A 20000-nucleotide genomic window follows, 5' to 3' on the forward strand; every position below is an offset into this window, starting at 1 on the left:
TTTAATTAGTTATAATTGATGGTTTCCTCAAAGATATACTCATTCACTATGGCAACAGACCCCATCAAACCCACTTCTTTTCCTAATTTCGAAAGGTGGATCTCGGATTTCTCCCTGAGTTTTGCCATGCTGTAAATATTGAGGGCCTGCTGTATTGGAGTGGTAATGTATTGGTTGGCTTCTGCTATTGCTCCGCCCAAGATTATTAATTCAGGATTAAGCAGCTGGATGAGAATGGCGATGCCCCGGCCCAGGTCAAGACCCACGTCCGACAAAATGCTTATGGCCCTTTGGTCACCTGCAATGGCTGCCTCCACTACCGTGGAAGGATCCAGGTTTTGTCCATTTTCCTTGGCCATCCTAGCCAGAATGGATTCCTGATCCAAGGCAATCGCATCTTTAGCAAGCCTCACTACTGCGGTGCCGGAGGCTACGGATTCCAAACAGCCCCTTTTGCCACAAGAACAACTTATTTCTTTGCTATCGAAAAGAGGGGAATGACTGAATTCGCCTGCGAATCCGGAGTACCCCCGGTACAGCTTTTCGTCAATGATGATACCGAGCCCTATTCCCCAGTCCACAAATATCCCAAGCACATTCTTGAATTCCTTTTCTTGGCCAAAGCGGAATTCTGCCAGCGTCTTGGCCCTAGCGTCGTTTTCTATAAATACCCGTCTCCCAAATTTCTTTTCCAATTGTTCCTTGAGGCTTTTTTTTCCTGGCTTAAGGTAGGTATGGTTTATTCCGGCTAAACCATCTACCAAACCGGGCATGGAAATCCCCACAGCTATCACTTTTTCCTCAGGAATACCTGACGCTTTTAGGCACTCTATGGCAAAAGTATGAATGGTATCTATGGTTTTGGCTTCATTGTTCAATGGAATCTTTTTGGTTTTTATCTCAGACACCCTTTGGTTCTTGGTGTTGTAAATCGCCACTCTGGTGAGATACTTGCTCAGGTCTACGGCCATGATGTAAAAAGAATCTGGGGCCAAGCCATAGAGATCCGGTTTACGTCCTCCCTGCGATTGCCCCCTTCCTTCCTTAATCACAAGCTTTTCCTCCAATAGGTCTGCAAGCAATAAATTGGCGGTGGGCAAACTTATTCCCACCAGTTGGCAGATGTTACTCGCGGTGTTGCTCCCTCCAATGTATAATTCCTTGATAATTTTGATCTTGTTGACGTAGTTTTTGATTTCAACTACTCCCTCTTTCTTTTCCAGTACTGATATAGGGTTGATGAGATGCATGGCCTCTGGCATAGGGGTGCAAGTTAGTAAAATTTTTTATTAATTATCTAACACTTATTTAAAAATTTCTCTAAGGCGGATACCTTTGTTTTTGTATTCGCCTTTTTACCATTCAAGATTAAGAGAAACCAAGGATATTTTCCGTAATTAAAATTTAAGATATTTAGAAAATTATCTAAAGGCAAATGATTATTAAAAAAAAATTATATTAGTTTGTCCTTGTAAATTGTAGTTTCCTCATATAATCCAAATCCGTAATGAAAGGTAGAAGAAAATTTTTAAAAAAATCCCTGCTCAGCACCTCATTGTTGCTTCCCATCGCTTCCCACACCAAACCTATTTTTCGGGAGTACCCTGCAGGGGTCAAACCTATGATTCTCTCCACTTGGAACCATGGTATGCCTGCCAATGACAAAGCCTGGCAGGTCTTGTCGGAAACGGGGAACATTGTGGATGCAGTGGAGGAAGGAGTAAAGGTCACCGAAATCGACCTGGATAACCTTTCCGTAGGATTGCAGGGATTGCCGGATAGGGAGGGCATCGTAACGCTTGATGCCTCCATCATGAAGGGAACTGGAGAATGCGGCTCTGTGGCATTTGTGAGGCAGGTAAAACACCCCATTACCTTAGCTCGAAAAGTCATGGAAAACACCCCACATGTAATGTTGGCAGGGGAGGGAGCAAGGCAGTTTGCAATCAAGGAGGGTATTCCTTTGGAGGAGGAAGTGCTGTCTCGGAAGGCGGAAAAAGCCTATCAAGAATGGAAAAAGAAAGCCAATTATCAACCCATTATAAACATAGAAAACCACGATACCATTGGAATGATTGGTATCGATGCTGAAGGAAAGATGGCGGGTTCATGTACCACTAGTGGCTTGGCCTATAAAATGCACGGCAGGGTGGGGGACAGCCCTATTATTGGTGCAGGCCTATATGTGGACGATGAGGTGGGTGCCGCAACGGCCACAGGATTGGGAGAAGCGGTAATCCGCATCTGTGGTGCATTTCTTATTGTGGAATTGATGAGACAAGGATGGACCCCACAGGAAGCCTGCGAGGAGGCCGTAAGGAGAATGATCCAGAAACATCCGGACATTGCTGATATACAGGCTGGATTTTTGGCTATCAACAAGGAGGGTGAACATGGGGCCTACGCTGTGCAGCCTGGGTTTAATTATGCCAAACACAGCACCAACGAAAAAATATTGATTGATGCTAAAAGCAGCTTCAAATGAGTAGAAAAATTATCATGGAGACGCCTGTTTATACCGCAGAGGCAGCGATAGCTGCCCAGGAGGCCGGGGTGGACAGGATTGAACTTTGTGCGGATTACGGGGAGGGGGGTACCACGCCTAGCCTTGGGCTTCTTACGGTATTGAAGAAAACCTTGCACATACCTATTTTTGTAATGGTTAGACCCAGGGGCGGGGATTTCATTTACAGTGAATTGGAGTTAAGAGTGATGAAAGAAGACCTTACCTTGATGAAGGAAAAGGGTGCAGATGGATTTGTTTTCGGGGTGCTGAACCGGGATGGCAGAGTGAACATGGAAGTTTGTAAAGAGCTTGTGGGGCTTGCCGCGCCATTGCCCTGTACCTTTCACCGTGCCATAGATGTTTCCTTGGATATAGAAGAGGCACTTGAACAAGTTATAACCTGTGGATTCAAGAGGATTCTGAGTTCTGGTGGCAAGCAAACGGTAGGAGAGGGCATAACCAAACTTCTGAGCATGTATGAAAGGGCTGCGGACAGGATCCTCATAATGCCGGGTGGGGGAATGGAACCGAAGTGGATTCCGGTCTTTCTCGAAAAAGGCAATCTCCGGGAGTTTCATGCCAGTTGCAAAAGTTGCAGACCCAGTAGTTCCGATTTTATACACCCGGAAGTGAGGCTATCCACATCTGGGGAATTCGTCCCTCAGATTTGGACAGTGGACAAGCAGAAGGTCCATGCCTTTAAACACGCCCTTTATCAATAGCCTATCCAATCTCTAAAATAAGTGGTTTATTGGTAGTAAAAGGATTAAATTCCTGTATATTTTTGTTTTTTCCAATAAAAATCATTACATTTTTCATCCAAACATAAACCCTATATACCATGGTTAAAAGTTTCCAAGGGGTAAGAGAGGCCCCAGTTAAACATTCATCCGACCAAGCCATTCAGGTGAGGGATCACATGACAACAAACCTAATCACCTTCCATCCAGAGGATACCATAGATCATGTAATCAATGTCTTGACGAAAAAAAAGATATCCGGTGCCCCGGTAGTGGATGCAGAAGGAATGCTGGTGGGTATGATTTCCGAGGGGGATTGCTTGAAGGAAATCATAAGGGGCCAATACAACAACACCCCAAACTTTCCGGCCCCTGTGTCGGATTATATGACAAAAGAAGTCATCACTATGAGCCCGGAGCTGACGATTTTTGATGCTGCCCACCAGTTTTTGGAATTAAAAATCAGAAGGTTTCCCGTAATAAAAGATGGACAATTACTGGGACAGATCAGCGTGAGTGACATAGTGCGTGCTATCCCTTCTCTCAAGGCGTCCACCTGGAGATAAGTATACGAATTTTTTGATTGGCAATTGTTCAAAAAAAGTGGATGGGCTAGATATATCCCACAACGAGATATATCAATGTTCCCATCCACTCCTTGAATAGTTTGTGCCATAAGGCAAGAGCCGTAGGGCTTGGCTGCAAAATACCCTTAAGGTTCCAAATGCCGTCGCTCCCGTAATAGTCCACAGGAAATCCTTCCACCCTCATATTTACCTTCTCAAAACAACCCAAAGCCCTTTTCATATGGAAGGCTGAAGTGATGACAAGGTATTTTTTGGAAAGGTCATAGCCACGTTCCTCCAATGTTTGTTTAGCGAACAGGGCGTTTTCCCGAGTATTCCTTGCCTTATCCTCTATATATAGGTGACCTGGATCCACCCCTGCCATTACCATAAATTCTGCCAGTAGCACTGCTTCTCTTTGGTCCCCCACGGTGGTGAGTCCCTGTCCCCCAGTGATGAGGATTTTGCCCAGCTTACCCTCCTTATAAAGCTGAACGGCATGAGTAGCCCGGTCCGCACCCCTGTCGAAAAAAGTCCGGTCACCGGACACCTTATTTAAATTTGTCACCCCGGTAAGCACAATTCCCACTTCATGGTACTCCAAATCCGCAATCGGCACCAAAGGCGTCTCATACCAATTCATCACATAATTGCAAATCGCTCCATTGGAGAAAAAAAACAAAAGGGCTAGCCCGAGGATCAACATCCTTTTGCCCATGTCCCTTTTTACCCAAATAATCCCGGCAAGCAGCAGTAGCAGGCATACTGTATAGGGCATGAGTAAAAAGCTAAAGAATTGCGATAAATAATAGAACATCTTTTAAAGTTGGATTTTTTTTGTAAAATTCCTTATTCAAATGCTCAAATGAAAGTCTGGGATCTTTTTTTCAACTCTTTTATTTCAATTGCTGTAGGTACAAAGGATTTGGATGTTAAATGGATGCAAGTAAGAATCAAAAGCTAGTATGGAAGAAGTAAGTTTTGAATTTTGGAAATTCTTGGCCGGAATAGGGATTTTCCTTTGGGGAATGCAGCAATTGGAGCATTCCTTAAAGGAATTGGCCGGAAAATCATTTAAAAACCTCCTACATAAATTCACGGATAAACCCTGGAAAGGAATCCTGATTGGCACCCTTATCACGGCTATTTTACAAAGCTCCTCATTGGTGACCCTGATGGTGCTTGCCTTTTTAGGAGGTGGCATGATAAGTTTGGGTAATTCCCTGGGCGTGGTGCTAGGAGCAAACCTTGGCACCACCTTCACGGCATGGATCGTGGCTACCCTGGGATTCAAAGTGAGTGTGGCGGATTTTGCCTTTCCCTTTTTGGCCCTGGGTACATTTACTTACCTGTTTATTAATAGCCGTCCTGTGTTGAGAAATCTCGGTGTTTTTATGGTGGGGTTTGGGCTTTTGTTTTTGGGGCTGGATTTTATGAAAACTTCCATAGAGGACATGGCCGGGCAGGTGGAATTGAGTGAGTTTCTCAGCTACGGTCTTTGGGTTTTTCTATTGATTGGCATAGTAATTACGGCCTTGATCCAATCGAGTTCTGCCATGATTGTGATTGTGCTGAGTGCACTCAATGCAGAGGTTATTGGCATGACACATGCACTAGCGCTGATAATCGGGGCAAATATTGGAACCACCTTTACCCTGGTCATAGGGGCCTTAGGGGGCACTGCGGATAAAAAGCGGCTTTCCCTTGCCAACTTTATCTTCAAAATTATAGCGGGGATCGCCACCTTTCTTTTGATCGATCAGATGATTTGGCTGGCCCTGGAATTTTTCAGAGTAAGCGACCCACTTATGGAGCTTGTACTGCTCAATACCCTCATCAATATCTTTGGCATTCTGCTATTTTACCCCTTTCTGGGTACCTTAGAAAAATGGCTTAAGAAAAGGTTTCTGACTTCCGAGCCTGCTGGGGTTTCCCGGTATATTAAAAATGTGGAACCCACCTTACCAGGTGTGGCATTGCTGGCTTTGGAAAAGGAAATTGGAGAGGTATATGCACATACCTCCGAGTTTATTCAAAAGGTTTTGATAGGTACAGTCGCCACAAAACAGGAGCGTTCGGTGTGGAAAAGGTTGGTTTATCAGCCCAGGGACCTCATGAAGGATTATTTAAGCCTGAAACAATGGGAAGACGAAATCACAGCTTATACTATTCAATTGCAAGAAATTAAGCTAACACCAAGCGAGGCAGCGAAATTAAATGACTTTATGGATGCACTAAGGACCCTGATTTATGCAGCAAAGGAGATCAAAGACATCATTCATAATATCCGGGAGATGGAAAACTCAGAGGAAGTCTTGGTAAAGCAACTGCTACTTGAATTGAGAAAAAGAACCAGGGAGTATTTTTCGGCCTTGAGTGAATACCTTGCACGGTACCCCGAGATGACCAAAATACCGAAACAGGTCAGAAAGTTCAATGTACGCTATAATAAGTTGATTGTTTCCCTGTATCAGGATCTGAAGGAGCAGAAAACAGATGTGCCTATCTCTACCCTTACCAATGTCATCAAGCAGACCATTTCAGGACTAAGCTTGATTGGTGAGGCTGTGCAGCATTGGAAGAAAGTAGATGAAATCGAGCAGGATACAATCAGGCATACAGAGTATTAAAAAATTGGCATTTACAGAAAGGAAATGACATTTGGCTTTTCGTAGCCCTGCCCTTTTTTAGATGGCCGCAACAAATCCGCCATGCTTGTTGCCAGAAATTATTACTTGCCATTGGTAGTAAGGCGCTCAGGGTTGGCCGCTAAAAATCACTAATAACCCTTAAAAATAGAGGTCACTGAAAATAACAGTTTCCAGTGACCTCCCCAACTCCAATACATCTTTAGCGCTCGAATTTAACACTGAGCACAGGCACCTCTGTTTTGTACAAAACAGTTTCGGTGACCCCGATTTGATAAGTCGAGTTGGTTTTTCTTGTATTTGAAGCCAACCCAATCAAGCCCGCTTTTTGGCTTTCTGCGAATGCCACAATTCCCTTTTCTGCCTCATCATGGCTGAAAACATGTTTATGAATAACCAAATCTTCCTGTCCTGCTGCATAGGTGCGCATCAATTCTTCTGCTTTCAGGCTATCGGTAAACTTGGAAGGGGTATTGATGTAGAGAAAATGAACCGATGCACCCGCCAATTTGATCAAAGGCTTCATCCTAATGAAGGCAGGTTTACTTTCCTCATTGAAGAGTGCGGCAAAAACCATCTTTTTCATGGCTCTTCCGTCAACCACCTTTTTTACTGCCAGTACTGGGCAATCCGCATGCCTTAGGACTTTTTGCATGGTGGATCCAATAAATTTTCCTTCCTCATGCCCGGCTCCGTAAGCACCAATTATTACCAGGTCCGCAGCCTGTTTATAGGCAGTGTCCACAATAACATTTGATGGGACACCTACCTCAACTACACCCTCAACCGGGTTACCCGACACCTTGTGGTCCACGATGAAGGCATTGAGTTTGTCCTTGGCCTCTGCCAGTTTGTCCAGGATTTCCTGGTGTTTGCTTTTTTCCTTTTCCGGTAAGTTTTTCCAGTCTAAGGAACTGTTTATTGCATTTACGCATGTTATGGAGGCATCCCCCTTTGCGGCGATCTTCACGGCGCTAAGGAAGGCATTTTCTGAATACTTGCTGAAATCTACGGGAACAACAATCCTTTTCATGATATTTTGGTTTTATTATGTGAGATTAACTTCCTGTTGAATATGATCCTCAACGGTCTTTTATCCTTTAGTTGATACCACAAAGTAAACCAAGACATCCTACATAAACCCTGACAAAAATCAGTAAACAGGATGATTATTTTCGTTCGAATGGGTTGCCAACTCCTTTCATATGATTATAATTTGTTTTTTAAAGGCCATATGGAATCTCGCAGTCTATAATCATCCCAGTGTGTGACGTACTCGTCATGCCCTGACTGCCGTCAGGACAGGCTCGATTTCATCTGTTTATAATTTGTTTTTCAGCGGTCATATAGCCTGCCCCGAACTCGTTTCGGGGGAATGCCCTGGATAATCATCCCCATGTGTGAGAATTCTTTCTCATGGGCATTTCATATGTTTATAATTTCTTTTCAGCGGTCATATAGCCTGCCCCTGCCTGCCCCGAACTTGTTTCGGGGGAATCTCGCAACGATAATCATCCCAGTGTGTGACGTGCTCGTCATGCCCTGACTGCCGTCAGGACAGGCTCGATTTCATCCCTTTTTTTTTAACTCATTACCCTTTAAGTACATACACGATCTCGGAACTTAGTATTAGTTTCTTAAATGTCCTGATATTTTTGATTGCCCATTTTCCAGCTAATAGGAGGGAGAGGCTTCAAGGAAACCATAAGAATAGCTCGGGTAATAATTTTTTAGGTTTATAGGGTCAATAATTGTGATTTCGGAAGGAATAAAAACCTTTTCCTTCTATTTTTGCCTTTTGTGACTTATGAAAGATTCCAAACTCGTCATCATACCGACCTATAATGAAGCTGAAAACATTACCGACCTGATCCCGCAGGTTATGGCGCTTGGGGGCGGATTTGAGGTTTTGGTAATTGACGATCAATCTCCCGATGGTACTTCTGCCTTGGTGAAAGGCATTCAGTCCAGTTATCCCGGCAGGGTACACTTAAGGGTCAGGGAGGGAAAGCAAGGATTGGGCACCGCCTATATTGAAGGGTTTATTTATGCCCTGCAAAGGGGATATGAATATATTTTTGAGATGGATGCCGACTTCAGTCACAATCCAAAGGACTTGGTGAGGTTGTTCAATGCCTGTTCTATAGAAGGGTACGATATGGCAGTAGGGTCCAGATATATTACTGGGGTCAATGTGGTAAACTGGCCTATGGGAAGAGTATTGATGTCGTTTTTTGCCAGCAAGTATGTTCAGTTTATCACGGGCATTCCGGTAAAGGACACCACGGCCGGGTTTATTTGTTACAGGGCTAGAGTTTTGGGGCATATTGACCTCGAAAAAATAAAATTTATCGGATATGCTTTTCAGATTGAAATGAAATTCACGGCTTGGAAAATGGGGTTTAAGGTAAAAGAGGTACCCATCATTTTTACGGACCGCACCAAGGGAACCTCCAAAATGTCGAAACACATCTTTAGAGAGGCAGTAATTGGCGTGATTTATATGAAGCTCAAAAGTTTATTCAAACCCTATCGGAAGGTTAGTCAAACTTGATGGACTTAATAGGGTTTACATTGCTGATGATCATGGCTGGAATAAACAATACGGAGGTACTAATGATCAAGATCAAGACGTTTAGCCCAATAAAGACGGGCCAGTCCCAATAAATGGGCACAAAACTCATGTAATAGTTTTCAGGGTCTAGCCGTATGACTCTTGTTTTTTCCTGAAGGAAGCCAAATGCCAGCCCCAGTGCGTTTCCAATTAGCATCCCCCTACCTATAATCCTCATGCCGTTCCAAATAAAAATTTTACGGATCTGCTTGTTTGTTGCTCCCAAGGCCTTAAGTATCCCAATCATCTGTGTGCGTTCCATGATAAGGATAAACAAAATGGAAACCATGTTAAAGGATGCTACGAATAAAATTAGCCCCAAGAATACATATACATTATTGTTGAGCAGCTCAAGCCAGTCAAAGATTTGCAGGAATTTGTCGGTGGCCTTTACCAGCCTAAGGTCGTAGTCTAAAAGGTCATAAAGCTGTACGGCATATTGGTCGATTTTTCTTCTGTCCTCCACGAATACCTCGAATCCTCCTACTTCATCCTCATCCCAATCATTGAGCACTCGGATGGTCTGTAAGTCCCCTAGAATAATCTTGTCATCAAAATCCTCCAGGAAGGTCTCGTATAGCCCCACGATCTCCAATCTTCTGAACCTGGGTGGTTCCTGAACAAAATAGATGGTTACCCTGTCCCCAACATCCAGCAGCAACTTGTTGGCCACTTTGGTGCTCATCACCACCTCATTGCTGGAGGTTCCGTCATCGCTGAAGCTTATAAACCTGCCCTTTACCATGGAGCCCGAAAAGCTCAAGCTGTCGAAATCCGGGCCAATACCCTTCATGATCACACCTTCTACTTCCTCGTCTCCCTTGAGTAGGCCGGGTTTATTGGCATAGGCCTGCACATGCTTGATAAAATCAAAATTGGGGTAATGGGTATAGAAGTAGCTGTCCTTGCTGGTAGGCGAATCTTCCAGGGATTTACTCAAGACAAATCGGTGTACTTGGTAATGTCCGGTAAAAGAAAAGACCTTTTCTGAAATGACCGACTGAAAGCCCCCCAGAATCATAAAGGAGATCAACATAATGGTAAGTCCTATAGCGATGCTTGCCACAGCTATCCTATGGATAGTACCAGTGAATCCCCCTGTCCGTTTAAAACTAATTCTTTTAGCAATGAAGTAGGAAAGGTTCAATGAAGTCGTTTATTTTGTTAAAAGAAATGCAAAATAACATGAAGCAGATAAAATTAATATTAATATGTGCATTTTTGTTGGTAGGGTTCAGCTTTTGTAAAAATGGTTCTGAAAGCCAACAAGCCGATTCCACCCCTGTTTCCCCTGCGCCTATCCTAGTGGGAGCGGATCGTCATGAGGTATACCTCCCTGAACTAGAGGGGAAAAGAGTGGCATTGGCAGTAAACCAAACCAGTGTTCTTACCTCCCAGGACAACCTCCATCTCGTGGATTTTCTTTTGAGCAAAGGGGTTGACATAAAAAAGGTTTTCGTGCCGGAACATGGGTTTAGGGGGGATGCAGATGCCGGGGAAAAAGTAGAAAACCAAATAGACCCTAAAACCAAGCTGCCATTGGTCTCCCTTTACGGGGATTCCAGAAAGCCCTCCAAGGACGCTCTAGAAGATGTGGATTTGGTGATTTTTGATATCCAGGATGTGGGAGTGAGGTTTTATACCTATATAAGTACCCTCCATTATCTGATGGAATCCTGTGCCGAAAACAACAAGCCCTTGATGGTAATGGATAGACCAAACCCCAACGGCAACTATGTGGATGGACCGGTATTAAAGAAAGGGTATACCAGTTTTGTGGGCATGCACCCCATCCCTGTAGTGCACGGCCTCACAGTGGGGGAGTTGGCGCAGATGATCAACGGGGAAGGCTGGCTGAAGAATCAGGTAAAGGCCGATCTCAGTATCATAGAGGCAGATAACTGGAACCATGATCTGCACTATTCCCTTCCCATAAAGCCATCTCCAAACTTACCCAACGACGTGGCCATTCGGCTATATCCCTCTCTTTGCTTTTTTGAGGGCACGGATGTAAGCCTAGGGAGAGGCACCCAGTACCCCTTTCAAGTTTATGGGTATCCCGATCCTAGTTTTGGGGATTTTACCTTCACTCCGGTCAGTATAGAGGGGATGTCAAAAAACCCTCCCCAACAGAATAATAAATGCTACGGGAGAGATCTAAGGGATACCTCCCTCTCTCACCAGTTTACACTTGACTACCTTTTGCATGCCTACCAAAAGGCCGACAAGGGAGAAAAATTCTTCAATGACTTCTTTGATAAGTTAGCAGGCAGTGACCAGTTAAGGAAAGACATTCTGGCAGGAAAATCCGAAGACCTTATCCGCCAAAGTTGGGAGGAGGACCTCAACAATTACAAAAGGATAAGAGAAAAATACCTGATATACTCCTAGTATGGACAAATCGATGCGAATCATTTACATGGGAACCCCAGACTTTGCTGTACCGGCCTTGGAAAAGCTGGTATTGGGGGGATGGAATGTGGTAGCTGTGATTACGGCACCCGACAAACCTCAGGGACGTGGCAGAAAACTGGCGGGATCACCCGTAAAGCTGGCCGCACAGCGTCATAATGTTCCTGTATTACAGCCCACCAACCTGAAATCCCCCGCTTTCCTGGAGGAACTAAAAAGTTATGAGGCAGACCTACAGGTGGTGGTGGCTTTTCGCATGCTTCCAGAGTTGGTTTGGGACATGCCTACCAAAGGTACTTTTAACCTGCATGCTTCACTCTTGCCTGATTACAGGGGGGCAGCACCCATACATTGGGCGATTATTAATGGGGAAACAGAGACCGGGGTGACCACTTTCTTCATCAAGCATGAAATCGATACGGGAAGCATTATTTTTCAAGAAAAAGAACCCATCCTTCCGGAGGATAATGTGGGTAGCCTCTATGAAAGGCTGATGAATAAGGGTGGCGATTTAGTAGTGAAAACGGTGGAAGCCATAGCCGCTGATCAAGTTGACCCTAAGCCCCAAGACCATAGTTTGGCCAAAAATAAAGCTCCAAAGATCTTTAAGGAAACCTGTGAAATAGATTGGAACAAACCATCTACGGAAATCCACAACCTAATAAGGGGCCTTTCCCCCTATCCCGCAGCATGGACAAGCCTCAATGGCAAAATCTGTAAAATACTAAAATCCGCTGTAGTGGATGGAAAGCAGATTGCAGTGGCTCCTGGACAATATGCCACCGACAACAAAACCTACCTTTATTTTCAATCTGCCGACCAGCCCATTTCCATCCTTAGCCTGCAGATGGAGGGTAAAAAGAAAATGGAGGTACACGAATTTCTAAGGGGCAATACCTTATGAGTTGGATGGTTAAGGGTATCCGAGGGATTTGCCATTAAACCTGTAAGGAACTTTTCTGTCTAAAGTCCAGATGACGCCAAATAACGACCTGCAGATACTTTCTTTGATAAGTAGCTCCTCGACTAGGGATAAGGGCTTTAGGTTGCTTATGGAGCAATACCAACAACGAATATATGGAGCCATCCGAAAAATGGTGATTATTCATGAAGATGCCGATGATGTACTGCAAAATACGTTTATCAAGGCCTTCAAGCATATCCATAAATTCAACAAGCAGTCTACACTGTTTACCTGGCTCTACAGGATTGCCATAAATGAAAGCCTAAATTTTCTTGAAAAAAAGAAAAGGCGTTTCTTTGTCCCGCTGGAAGACCATGATATGGCTATGATGCAGTACCTTGACAAATCCCCACTGATAGACGGGGATGCTATCCAGAAAAAGCTTCAGAAAGCCATATTGAAACTTCCGGAGAAACAGCGGCTAATTTTCAACATGAGGTATTTTGAAGACCTTCCCTATAATCAAATCAGTGAAATCACGGAAACATCGGTAGGGGCATTGAAGGCAAGTTACCATCACGCGGTAAAAAAAATTGAAGAAGAAATTAAATTAGAATAAACCTTTGACCAATACTACTGTCTAACAAGCAATGAATCAGTCACAAAAACATACAATTTTCAAGGTTCCAGAAGGCTATTTCAACGAATTGCCAGAAAAGATCTTGAGGAAAAGGAAATGGAAAACCAGAAAGGCTTGGATCGGTAGGGTTGCCGCTGCTGCTATTCTCGTCATTGGAATGGTATTCTTTTTGGGGGAGAATTCACTATCCACAGCCGATTATTCCGCTAATATAGAGGAGGAAATGGAACTTTGGATCAGTGCGGGTTACTGGAACGAAGAAGATATGCTATTGCTGGCTGAGAACCCCGATGAGATACTTGAGATTATGCTTCAAGAAGCATGGGACTACGAGGATTGGTATGAGGAGGATCTATTGTATCACAACGAAATTTGGTAATCATGTTAAGCGCAAAAAAAATAATTTTATTGATTTTTGTCACCCTCTTGGTCTTTGAGAGTTGGGCTCAGAGGGGAAGAGGTGGCCCAGCGGACAGGGAAAAGCTGGAGGCAGCCAAGGTAGCATTTATCACCAAAAAATTGGACCTAAGTCCGGAACAAGCCGAGAAATTCTGGCCCTTGTTTAACCAACACGATCAAAAGCGCCGGCAACATATGAAGGCCATACACCAATTGGGTAGAGAGGCAGAAGAGGGTGTTAGCGACCAAAGGGCCAAAGAGCTGATCAGCAAGAGATTTGAGCTTCAGGAAAAAATCCTACAGCAGGAAAAAGCCTTTATACAATCCCTGGAGGGTATCCTTAGCCCAATGCAAGCCTTGCGGCTTCATGAGGCTAACAGAGAATTCACTAGACAAATTTACCGCATGCAGGGAAGAGGCAGGTCAGGCCCAAAGGGGAACTAAGCCACTACTGCATACCGGCATGACTTGCCGGTTTCTTCTTTTTTATTTTTGGATTGTGCCGAAGGTCTCTATCATTTTTTCTTAATTTGCCTTATGCAAAACTCCCTAAGACTTTTCGAGCTGAACGCACTCATTAAAACTACACTGGACTTACACCTGGATCCCGGCTATTGGGTAGTAGCCGAAATCGGAGAGTTTAGGGATTCTGTAAGGGGACACGCCTATTTGGACTTGGTAGAGAAGGAGGAAGGTCAACTGTTGGCCAAATTGCGCGCGAATATTTGGTCCTATACGTATCAAGGAATTCGCAGGAAATTCGAATCCGTAACCGGGGAGCAGTTAAAGGCGGGTATGAATATTCTGTGTTTAGTAAGTGTCCAGTTTCACGAAATTTACGGATTAAGCCTAAATATTAAGGATATTGACCCTTCCTATACACTAGGGGAAAGGGCGCGGCGAAGGCAGGAAGTAATTGATAGACTCAAAAAGGAAGGCTTACTTGAGCTGAACCGACAATTTCTACTTCCATTGGTTCCTCAAAGAATTGCCGTTATCAGCTCGGTGACTGCTGCAGGTTATGGGGATTTTATCAACCAGCTGGATCAAAATCCCTATGGCTTTAAAATCAGTCATAAACTTTACCAGGCCTCCATGCAGGGAAAGGAAACCCCCTCCTCCATCACCAAGGCCATTTCCTTGGTGGAAAAAGACATGGTCACCCATGGGTTTGACCTTTTGGTCATCATAAGGGGAGGTGGTGCTCAGACCGATATGGATAGTTTCGATGACTATGAATTAGCCAAGTCCATCGCAGAAGCTGCCTTGCCAGTGGTCACTGGCATAGGACACGAGCGGGATGAGTCCGTGGCAGACCTGGTGGCGCATACCCAGATGAAAACACCAACTGCCGTTGCGGCATTTATACTTACCGGCTTCAAGGACTTTGAAGATAAGCTCAAAATGTCCCTGAACCGGATGGAAAGAGCATGTCGCAACCGTTGGCAAAGGGAAAAGGAAGCACTTTCTGGGAAAGAATTCCTGCTTCTGCGTCTTTTTTCTGGGGTACTTTCCGAACAAAAGGATAGGATTGACACCCATAAACTTCGCGTTGCATCTGTAGCAAAATACGCGCTGAAATACCAGCTTCTGCAAATTCAAGGAGTTGAAAAGGGAATAAAGAAAAGTGTGGGAGATTTTTTGCACCAAGAACAGGTTCGATTGTTACATTTGCAGAACAATTTAAAATTGTCAGACCCTGTAGGTATTCTCCAGAAGGGTTACACCCGTACGGAGTTTGAAGGGAAGCCTTTACACAGGCATTCCCCAAGGCCGGGGGATGAAATTATCACTTTCACCAATAAAGAAAAGATCAACTCTAAAATAACCCGGGTAAATGAGTATGAAATCGAGCCTGCCTACCGGACAGGCAGGCATAACGAAAACGTCACGCGGGGAGACGATTAGGATTGCCAGATTCTCTCGAAACGAGTTCCCCGATCCCAATAAAGGTACGGGGCAGGAATCCCTAACCTGCGGTGCAGGACAAGTTATGACCATTAAGAAAAAATTATAAAGAGATGAAGAATAATAAAGTTTTCAGCTATGATAAGGCCATGCAAAGGATAGAGCAAATTGTGGAGCAGCTTGAAGGGGATGACAAGAGTATCGATGAGCTGGCCGATTTGGTTAAGGAAGCCAGTAGCCTGGTTAAGGATTGCAAGAAGAAATTAAAAGACACCGAAGGTGAGATTTCCAAGGCTTTTGAAGATGAGGACAAGCCTGAATAACAGAAGAATCAATTAAAAAAACCATCCACCCAACATGGTCAAAGTGAATAATCAGGATGAAGCCGCCAAAAGGATAAAATCCCTAATAGCTACCCTAAACTATCATAATCATCTCTATTATCAAGAAGATAGAACGGAGATATCTGATTTTGATTTTGACCAGTTGATGCAGGAACTACAATCCTTGGAGGAGAGGTTCCCGGAATTGAAAAGCGAAGACAGCCCTACACAGCGTGTGGGGGGCACAATCACCAAACAATTCGAAATTGCGACACATTCCGTGAGGATGCTTTCCTTGGGGAACACCTATTCTGAAGAAGAGCTTTTGGCATTTGATGAGAGAGTGGCCAAGGGACTGGGACACAGGGATTATTCTTATTTCTGTGAACTTAAGTTTGATGGTGTTGCTATTAGTTTGGTATACGAGAATGGCAGATTAGTAAGGGCGGTGACTCGCGGAGATGGATATAAGGGAGATGTGGTCACTGAAAACGTAAAAACCATCCGGAATATTCCTCTGAGGGTTGAGGCAAAAGATGTTCCTGAACGGTTTGAGGTCAGGGGAGAAATATTCATGCCTAGGAAGGCCTTCGATAAAATCAATGCCGAGCGTGCAAAAAACAATGAGCCACAATTGGCAAATCCAAGAAACGCTGCATCCGGAACAGTGAAAATGCAGGATTCTTCCATAGTTTCAAAACGAAGACTTAACTGCTATCTATATCAATTAATTGGAGAAGACTTGGGGGTGACCAAGCATCACGAAGCCATTGCCAACCTGGAAAAATGGGGGTTCAATGTTTCCCAGACCTACCAGAGGTGCAAGGATATCCGATCCGTGTTTTCTTACATTGACAAATGGAGAGAAAAAAGGCTTACCCTACCCGTGGATACCGATGGAGTGGTGATTAAGGTCAATGACTATGAGCAACAGGAGGAACTCGGTTTTACTGCAAAGATCCCAAGGTGGGCCATATCCTTTAAATACAAGGCGGAAAGTGCCGAAAGTGAATTGCTATCCATTACTTACCAGGTGGGAAGGACAGGAGCCATTACACCTGTGGCTAATCTTTCCCCAGTTTCACTGGCAGGTACCACGGTGAAGAGGGCTTCCCTACACAATGCCAACGAAATAAAAAGGTTGAATCTTCATGAAGGAGACAGGGTTTTTGTGGAAAAGGGGGGAGAAATAATCCCAAAAATCACCGGTGTCAATACGGGAGCAAGGAGAAGCGGTGCTGTAGCAGTACACTATATCACCCATTGCCCAGAATGTGGGAGTGAATTGGAGCGGAAAGAAGGTGAAGCCAAACATTTCTGCCCCAATACAGCTTCCTGTCCTCCCCAGGTATTGGGGAGGATTGAGCATTTTGTCTCCAAACGGGCCATGGACATAGATTCCCTGGGTACCGAGCGGCTGAGGGCCCTGATCAACCAGGGGTACTTAAGGGATCCTTCGGATATATATGCTTTACCCGAGAAAAAGGAGACCCTAATTGGGTTGGAAGTTTCTAGTGATCCATATTCTAAAAGTAGTGAGGGATATCTGTTCGTGTCCCTGAAAAAAGCCCTTTTTGCACTCACGGATGGGATATCTCTAGGTGCTATTGAAGAATTTTTGGAAGGAAAAGCCACAATGGATCAAGAGGGTAAGCTAAGAGACTTCGTGGATTGGATAGCATCGTATGGAAAAAAAGTAGACGAGAACCAACATCAAATTAGGAGTCTTATGGGGTCTCTCTCTGAAAATGAATATGACAGGGTGGAGGATTTCGTTCCGGTGCCTGTAGTGTTATCCCAATTGGGTGATTTACCATCCGAATTAGCCGAGAACCTAAAAAGGTTGGCACAGGAAAAAAACACCATTCACGATATCGTTTCCCCATACCATGGGAGTGTTTTTGAGGATATCAGGGAGAGGATAAATAAACTGAAGGGTAACACTTTTCAGGAAGGAGTGGTTGGCAATATGATAGAGGGAATAATGCAATCCAAACAACAGCCTTTTGAAAAAGTTCTTTTTGCCTTGGGAATCAGAAATGTGGGCGAAAACACCGCTGTACTGTTAGTGGAGCATTTTCCAGACATAGATAAGTTGCAAGCCGCCGATCCCGATGAGCTTTTGGCCATCAACGGTATCGGGGAAACGCTTGTTAACAGTATCAAAGCATTTTTTTCCGATACAAATAACTTGGAAATCATCAAAAGATTAAAATCGTACGGTTTACAATTTGAATCGAATAAAGAAGAAACTATATTCGTAAGTAGGAAGCTGGAAGGGAAAAAAATCCTTGCATCGGGAAGACTCAACCACTTCAAGAGGGATGAAATCATTGATTTCGTTCAATCCCACGGCGGCACCTATGTAAAATCTGTCTCCAAGAGTTTGGACTTTATTATTGAAGGTGAGGAAATGGGACCCAGCAAAAAGGAGAAAGCACAAAAATTGGGGGTGCCTTTAATTTCCGAGGAGGAATTCTTAAAATTGGTTGACCAATGAAAGCATTTATCTCCACTTTGGTGTTTCTGTGTACGGGTACCGATATTCCAGGCCGTGCACCCTAAATCCCAATCTATTGCCATAGGTTAAGATTCCACTAGGAATTTAAGCCGAAAACAATGTTTCTGTGCCATCCAACAATTAATCAAGCAGCAATCTATGAAGTGGATTAGGGAATATTTCATCAAAAAAGCGTTGATGAAGAAAAACAAGAAAGGAGTAAATAAAGAAATTTTAGTAACCGACAAGATCAAAAAAGTAACTGTAATCGCAGATAACTTGGAGGATTTGGAAGTGGTCTTTGAAGTACTTAAGGAATCATTTGGTCAGGACATTGCATTGAAAGGGATATACTATGATGAAAAATCCCAGGATCAAAGGGCATTTGGATTCAGGGATTTTTCCTTATTCGGTAAACCCGGCGAAAAAGTTGCAAACTTTCTTTCAGAAAAGCAAGATTTGATTATATTTACTTCTGAATTATTGAATAACTTCACACTCTATCTACTCCATCAAATGCCCGAGCCTTATACCATAGGTTTTTACAGCAAGGAGTTGAAGCCCTACTTGGATTTGATGCTTAATAAGGAGGTAAAGGATATAAAAGCAGGTACAGAACATCTTATTAAATACCTAAAGCAGATCAATTAACATGGAAAAACTCAAAGGGGTAGGTGTAGCGTTGATAACTCCTTTTAAAAAGGACTTGAGTGTGGATTATGACTCCCTAAACAGGGTGGTAAGCCATGTTATCTCCGGGGGAGTGGATTACCTGGTAGTGCAGGGCACCACAGGGGAGCCGGCCACCTTGACCAAGGCGGAGAAAAGGGAAAACCTGGATTTTATAAAAAAAATCAATAGAAATAGGTTGCCCTTGGTTTACGGTATAGGAGGAAACAATACCCAGCAGGTTATCGAAGATATCAAAGATACTGACTTTCAGGGTGTGGATGCCATACTCACAGTAAGTCCATATTACAATAAACCCAGCCAAACGGGTATTGTGCGGCATTACGAGAAAATTGCGGATGAATCACCCGTCCCGGTCATCTTGTATAATGTTCCGGGCAGAACCATGTCCAACATGAGTGCAGCTACCACGCTTACCTTGGCCAATCACCCAAACATCATTGCGATGAAAGAGGCAAGTGGTGATATCGAACAGTGTATGCAGATAGCACATAAGAAGCCTGAGGATTTTTTGCTGCTGTCCGGAGATGACATGATGACACTGACTCTTAGAGCCATGGGTGGAGTAGGGGTAATTAGTGTAATTGGCAATGCCTATCCCTCAAAAATGGTAACGATGATGCACGCCAGCCTAAAAGATGCCAGGGAAGCTGCATTTAGCCTTTTAGAAATCAACCCTTTACTTTACGAGGAAAGCAACCCAGTAGGGGTTAAAACCTTGATGCATCATATGGGTATTTGTGAGCCCAATGTGCGACTTCCCTTGGTCAATGCGAGCATGGGTTTGAGCAAAAGGATAAGGGAGGCTGCAGCGAAAATCCCTTCGGACAAGGACCTGATAGGACTATAAAAAACGAAAAAGGGTAGTTGTTTAACTACCCTTTGTTTTTTTATGAACTAGAATTTTTCATGTCTTGAACTTCTTTTCTGATATCTTGAGCCAAATTTTTTAAATCTTGCATACCTTTTCTCACTCTCGTTCCGGCTGCTTGGTTGTTTTTGTCGTAGAACTTCTCAAAATCTCCTTCTAGAGACATTATAAGATCCTTGATTTCATTAAATCTGTTCATAGTTAAAAATCAATTAAGGTTGATGATATGTTTTATTTGCTTTCAATATAGGTAAAATGTTTAAAATAAAACAAAGGAAG

Annotated in this window: 20 protein-coding genes; 15 read left to right on the top strand and 5 right to left on the bottom strand. The window is 43.8% G+C overall.

Annotated elements, in window-relative coordinates; all coding sequences use genetic code 11:
- Positions 1-5: 5 nt before the first annotated feature.
- Positions 6-1250, bottom strand: coding sequence for an ROK family protein (locus DB520_RS09000; protein WP_114749438.1), 1245 nt, complete (start codon positions 1248-1250; stop codon positions 6-8).
- A gap of 257 nt (positions 1251-1507) precedes the next feature.
- Here DB520_RS09000 and DB520_RS09005 point away from each other — a divergent pair, with 257 nt between their 5' ends.
- The 3 genes from DB520_RS09005 to DB520_RS09015 all read left to right on the top strand — a co-directional run bounded on the left by DB520_RS09005 (position 1508) and on the right by DB520_RS09015 (position 3812).
- A complete protein-coding gene (locus DB520_RS09005; protein ID WP_114749347.1) occupies positions 1508-2485 on the top strand; it encodes a N(4)-(beta-N-acetylglucosaminyl)-L-asparaginase in 978 nt (325 codons plus the stop codon).
- A complete protein-coding gene (locus DB520_RS09010; protein WP_114749348.1) occupies positions 2482-3228 on the top strand; it encodes a copper homeostasis protein CutC in 747 nt (248 codons plus the stop codon). The genes DB520_RS09005 and DB520_RS09010 overlap by 4 nt, the downstream gene beginning before the upstream one ends.
- A 119-nt stretch (positions 3229-3347) precedes the next feature.
- Positions 3348-3812: a CBS domain-containing protein gene (locus DB520_RS09015; protein WP_114749349.1), complete on the top strand. Its 465-nt coding sequence runs from the start codon at positions 3348-3350 to the stop codon at positions 3810-3812.
- A 46-nt stretch (positions 3813-3858) separates the two neighbouring features.
- Here the strand turns inward: DB520_RS09015 and DB520_RS09020 are convergent, their stop codons facing one another.
- Positions 3859-4590 (bottom strand): YdcF family protein, encoded by a 732-nt coding sequence (locus DB520_RS09020; RefSeq protein WP_232834893.1) that lies wholly within the window; start codon positions 4588-4590, stop codon positions 3859-3861.
- A 187-nt stretch (positions 4591-4777) separates the two neighbouring features.
- On the opposite strand from DB520_RS09020, the gene DB520_RS09025 reads away from it, so the two are divergent.
- On the top strand, positions 4778-6442 hold the full coding sequence (locus tag DB520_RS09025) for a Na/Pi cotransporter family protein (RefSeq protein ID WP_114749351.1): 1665 nt from the start codon (positions 4778-4780) through the stop codon (positions 6440-6442).
- 220 nt (positions 6443-6662) lie between these two features.
- Here DB520_RS09025 and DB520_RS09030 read toward each other — a convergent pair whose 3' ends face one another.
- Positions 6663-7493: a universal stress protein gene (locus DB520_RS09030; RefSeq protein ID WP_114749352.1), complete on the bottom strand. Its 831-nt coding sequence runs from the start codon at positions 7491-7493 to the stop codon at positions 6663-6665.
- Positions 7494-8267: 774 nt separating this feature from the next.
- Between DB520_RS09030 and DB520_RS09035 the strand changes: the two genes are divergently transcribed.
- Positions 8268-9014 (top strand): polyprenol monophosphomannose synthase, encoded by a 747-nt coding sequence (locus tag DB520_RS09035; protein WP_114749353.1) that lies wholly within the window; start codon positions 8268-8270, stop codon positions 9012-9014.
- On the opposite strand, the gene DB520_RS09040 is transcribed toward DB520_RS09035, so the two are convergent.
- Entirely contained in the window at positions 9001-10221 is a 1221-nt protein-coding gene (locus tag DB520_RS09040) for an ABC transporter permease (protein WP_114749354.1), read from the bottom strand. The two genes, DB520_RS09035 and DB520_RS09040, sit on opposite strands and share 14 nt — an antisense overlap.
- A gap of 38 nt (positions 10222-10259) precedes the next feature.
- On the opposite strand from DB520_RS09040, the gene DB520_RS09045 reads away from it, so the two are divergent.
- The 10 genes from DB520_RS09045 (at position 10260) to dapA (ending at position 19700) form a co-directional block, all read left to right on the top strand.
- Positions 10260-11465, top strand: a complete 1206-nt coding sequence (locus DB520_RS09045) for an exo-beta-N-acetylmuramidase NamZ family protein (RefSeq protein ID WP_114749439.1) — start codon at positions 10260-10262, stop codon at positions 11463-11465.
- A gap of 1 nt (position 11466) precedes the next feature.
- A complete protein-coding gene (fmt, locus tag DB520_RS09050; RefSeq protein WP_114749355.1) occupies positions 11467-12390 on the top strand; it encodes a methionyl-tRNA formyltransferase in 924 nt (307 codons plus the stop codon).
- A gap of 70 nt (positions 12391-12460) precedes the next feature.
- Positions 12461-13009: an RNA polymerase sigma factor gene (locus DB520_RS09055; protein WP_114749356.1), complete on the top strand. Its 549-nt coding sequence runs from the start codon at positions 12461-12463 to the stop codon at positions 13007-13009.
- A gap of 31 nt (positions 13010-13040) precedes the next feature.
- Positions 13041-13409 (top strand): hypothetical protein, encoded by a 369-nt coding sequence (locus tag DB520_RS09060; RefSeq protein WP_114749357.1) that lies wholly within the window; start codon positions 13041-13043, stop codon positions 13407-13409.
- Between the two features lie 2 nt (positions 13410-13411).
- Positions 13412-13873: a periplasmic heavy metal sensor gene (locus tag DB520_RS09065; protein ID WP_114749358.1), complete on the top strand. Its 462-nt coding sequence runs from the start codon at positions 13412-13414 to the stop codon at positions 13871-13873.
- A 93-nt stretch (positions 13874-13966) separates the two neighbouring features.
- The gene (gene xseA / locus DB520_RS09070) at positions 13967-15337 is read left to right on the top strand and encodes an exodeoxyribonuclease VII large subunit (protein ID WP_114749359.1); all 1371 of its coding nucleotides are present in this window, start codon (positions 13967-13969) and stop codon (positions 15335-15337) included.
- 113 nt (positions 15338-15450) lie between these two features.
- Positions 15451-15660: an exodeoxyribonuclease VII small subunit gene (gene xseB / locus DB520_RS09075; RefSeq protein ID WP_114749360.1), complete on the top strand. Its 210-nt coding sequence runs from the start codon at positions 15451-15453 to the stop codon at positions 15658-15660.
- Positions 15661-15694: 34 nt separating this feature from the next.
- Positions 15695-18160 (top strand): NAD-dependent DNA ligase LigA, encoded by a 2466-nt coding sequence (gene ligA / locus DB520_RS09080; RefSeq protein ID WP_114749361.1) that lies wholly within the window; start codon positions 15695-15697, stop codon positions 18158-18160.
- Positions 18161-18319: 159 nt separating this feature from the next.
- Positions 18320-18811 (top strand): DUF6913 domain-containing protein, encoded by a 492-nt coding sequence (locus tag DB520_RS09085; protein WP_114749362.1) that lies wholly within the window; start codon positions 18320-18322, stop codon positions 18809-18811.
- A gap of 1 nt (position 18812) precedes the next feature.
- Positions 18813-19700: a 4-hydroxy-tetrahydrodipicolinate synthase gene (gene dapA / locus DB520_RS09090; protein ID WP_114749363.1), complete on the top strand. Its 888-nt coding sequence runs from the start codon at positions 18813-18815 to the stop codon at positions 19698-19700.
- Positions 19701-19740: 40 nt separating this feature from the next.
- On the opposite strand, the gene DB520_RS09095 is transcribed toward dapA, so the two are convergent.
- Positions 19741-19920: a histone H1 gene (locus DB520_RS09095; RefSeq protein ID WP_114749364.1), complete on the bottom strand. Its 180-nt coding sequence runs from the start codon at positions 19918-19920 to the stop codon at positions 19741-19743.
- Between the last annotated feature and the right edge of the window lie 80 nt (positions 19921-20000).

It is taken from the genome of Pleomorphovibrio marinus (genome assembly GCF_003347495.1).
GTDB lineage: Bacteria > Bacteroidota > Bacteroidia > Cytophagales > Cyclobacteriaceae > Pleomorphovibrio > Pleomorphovibrio marinus.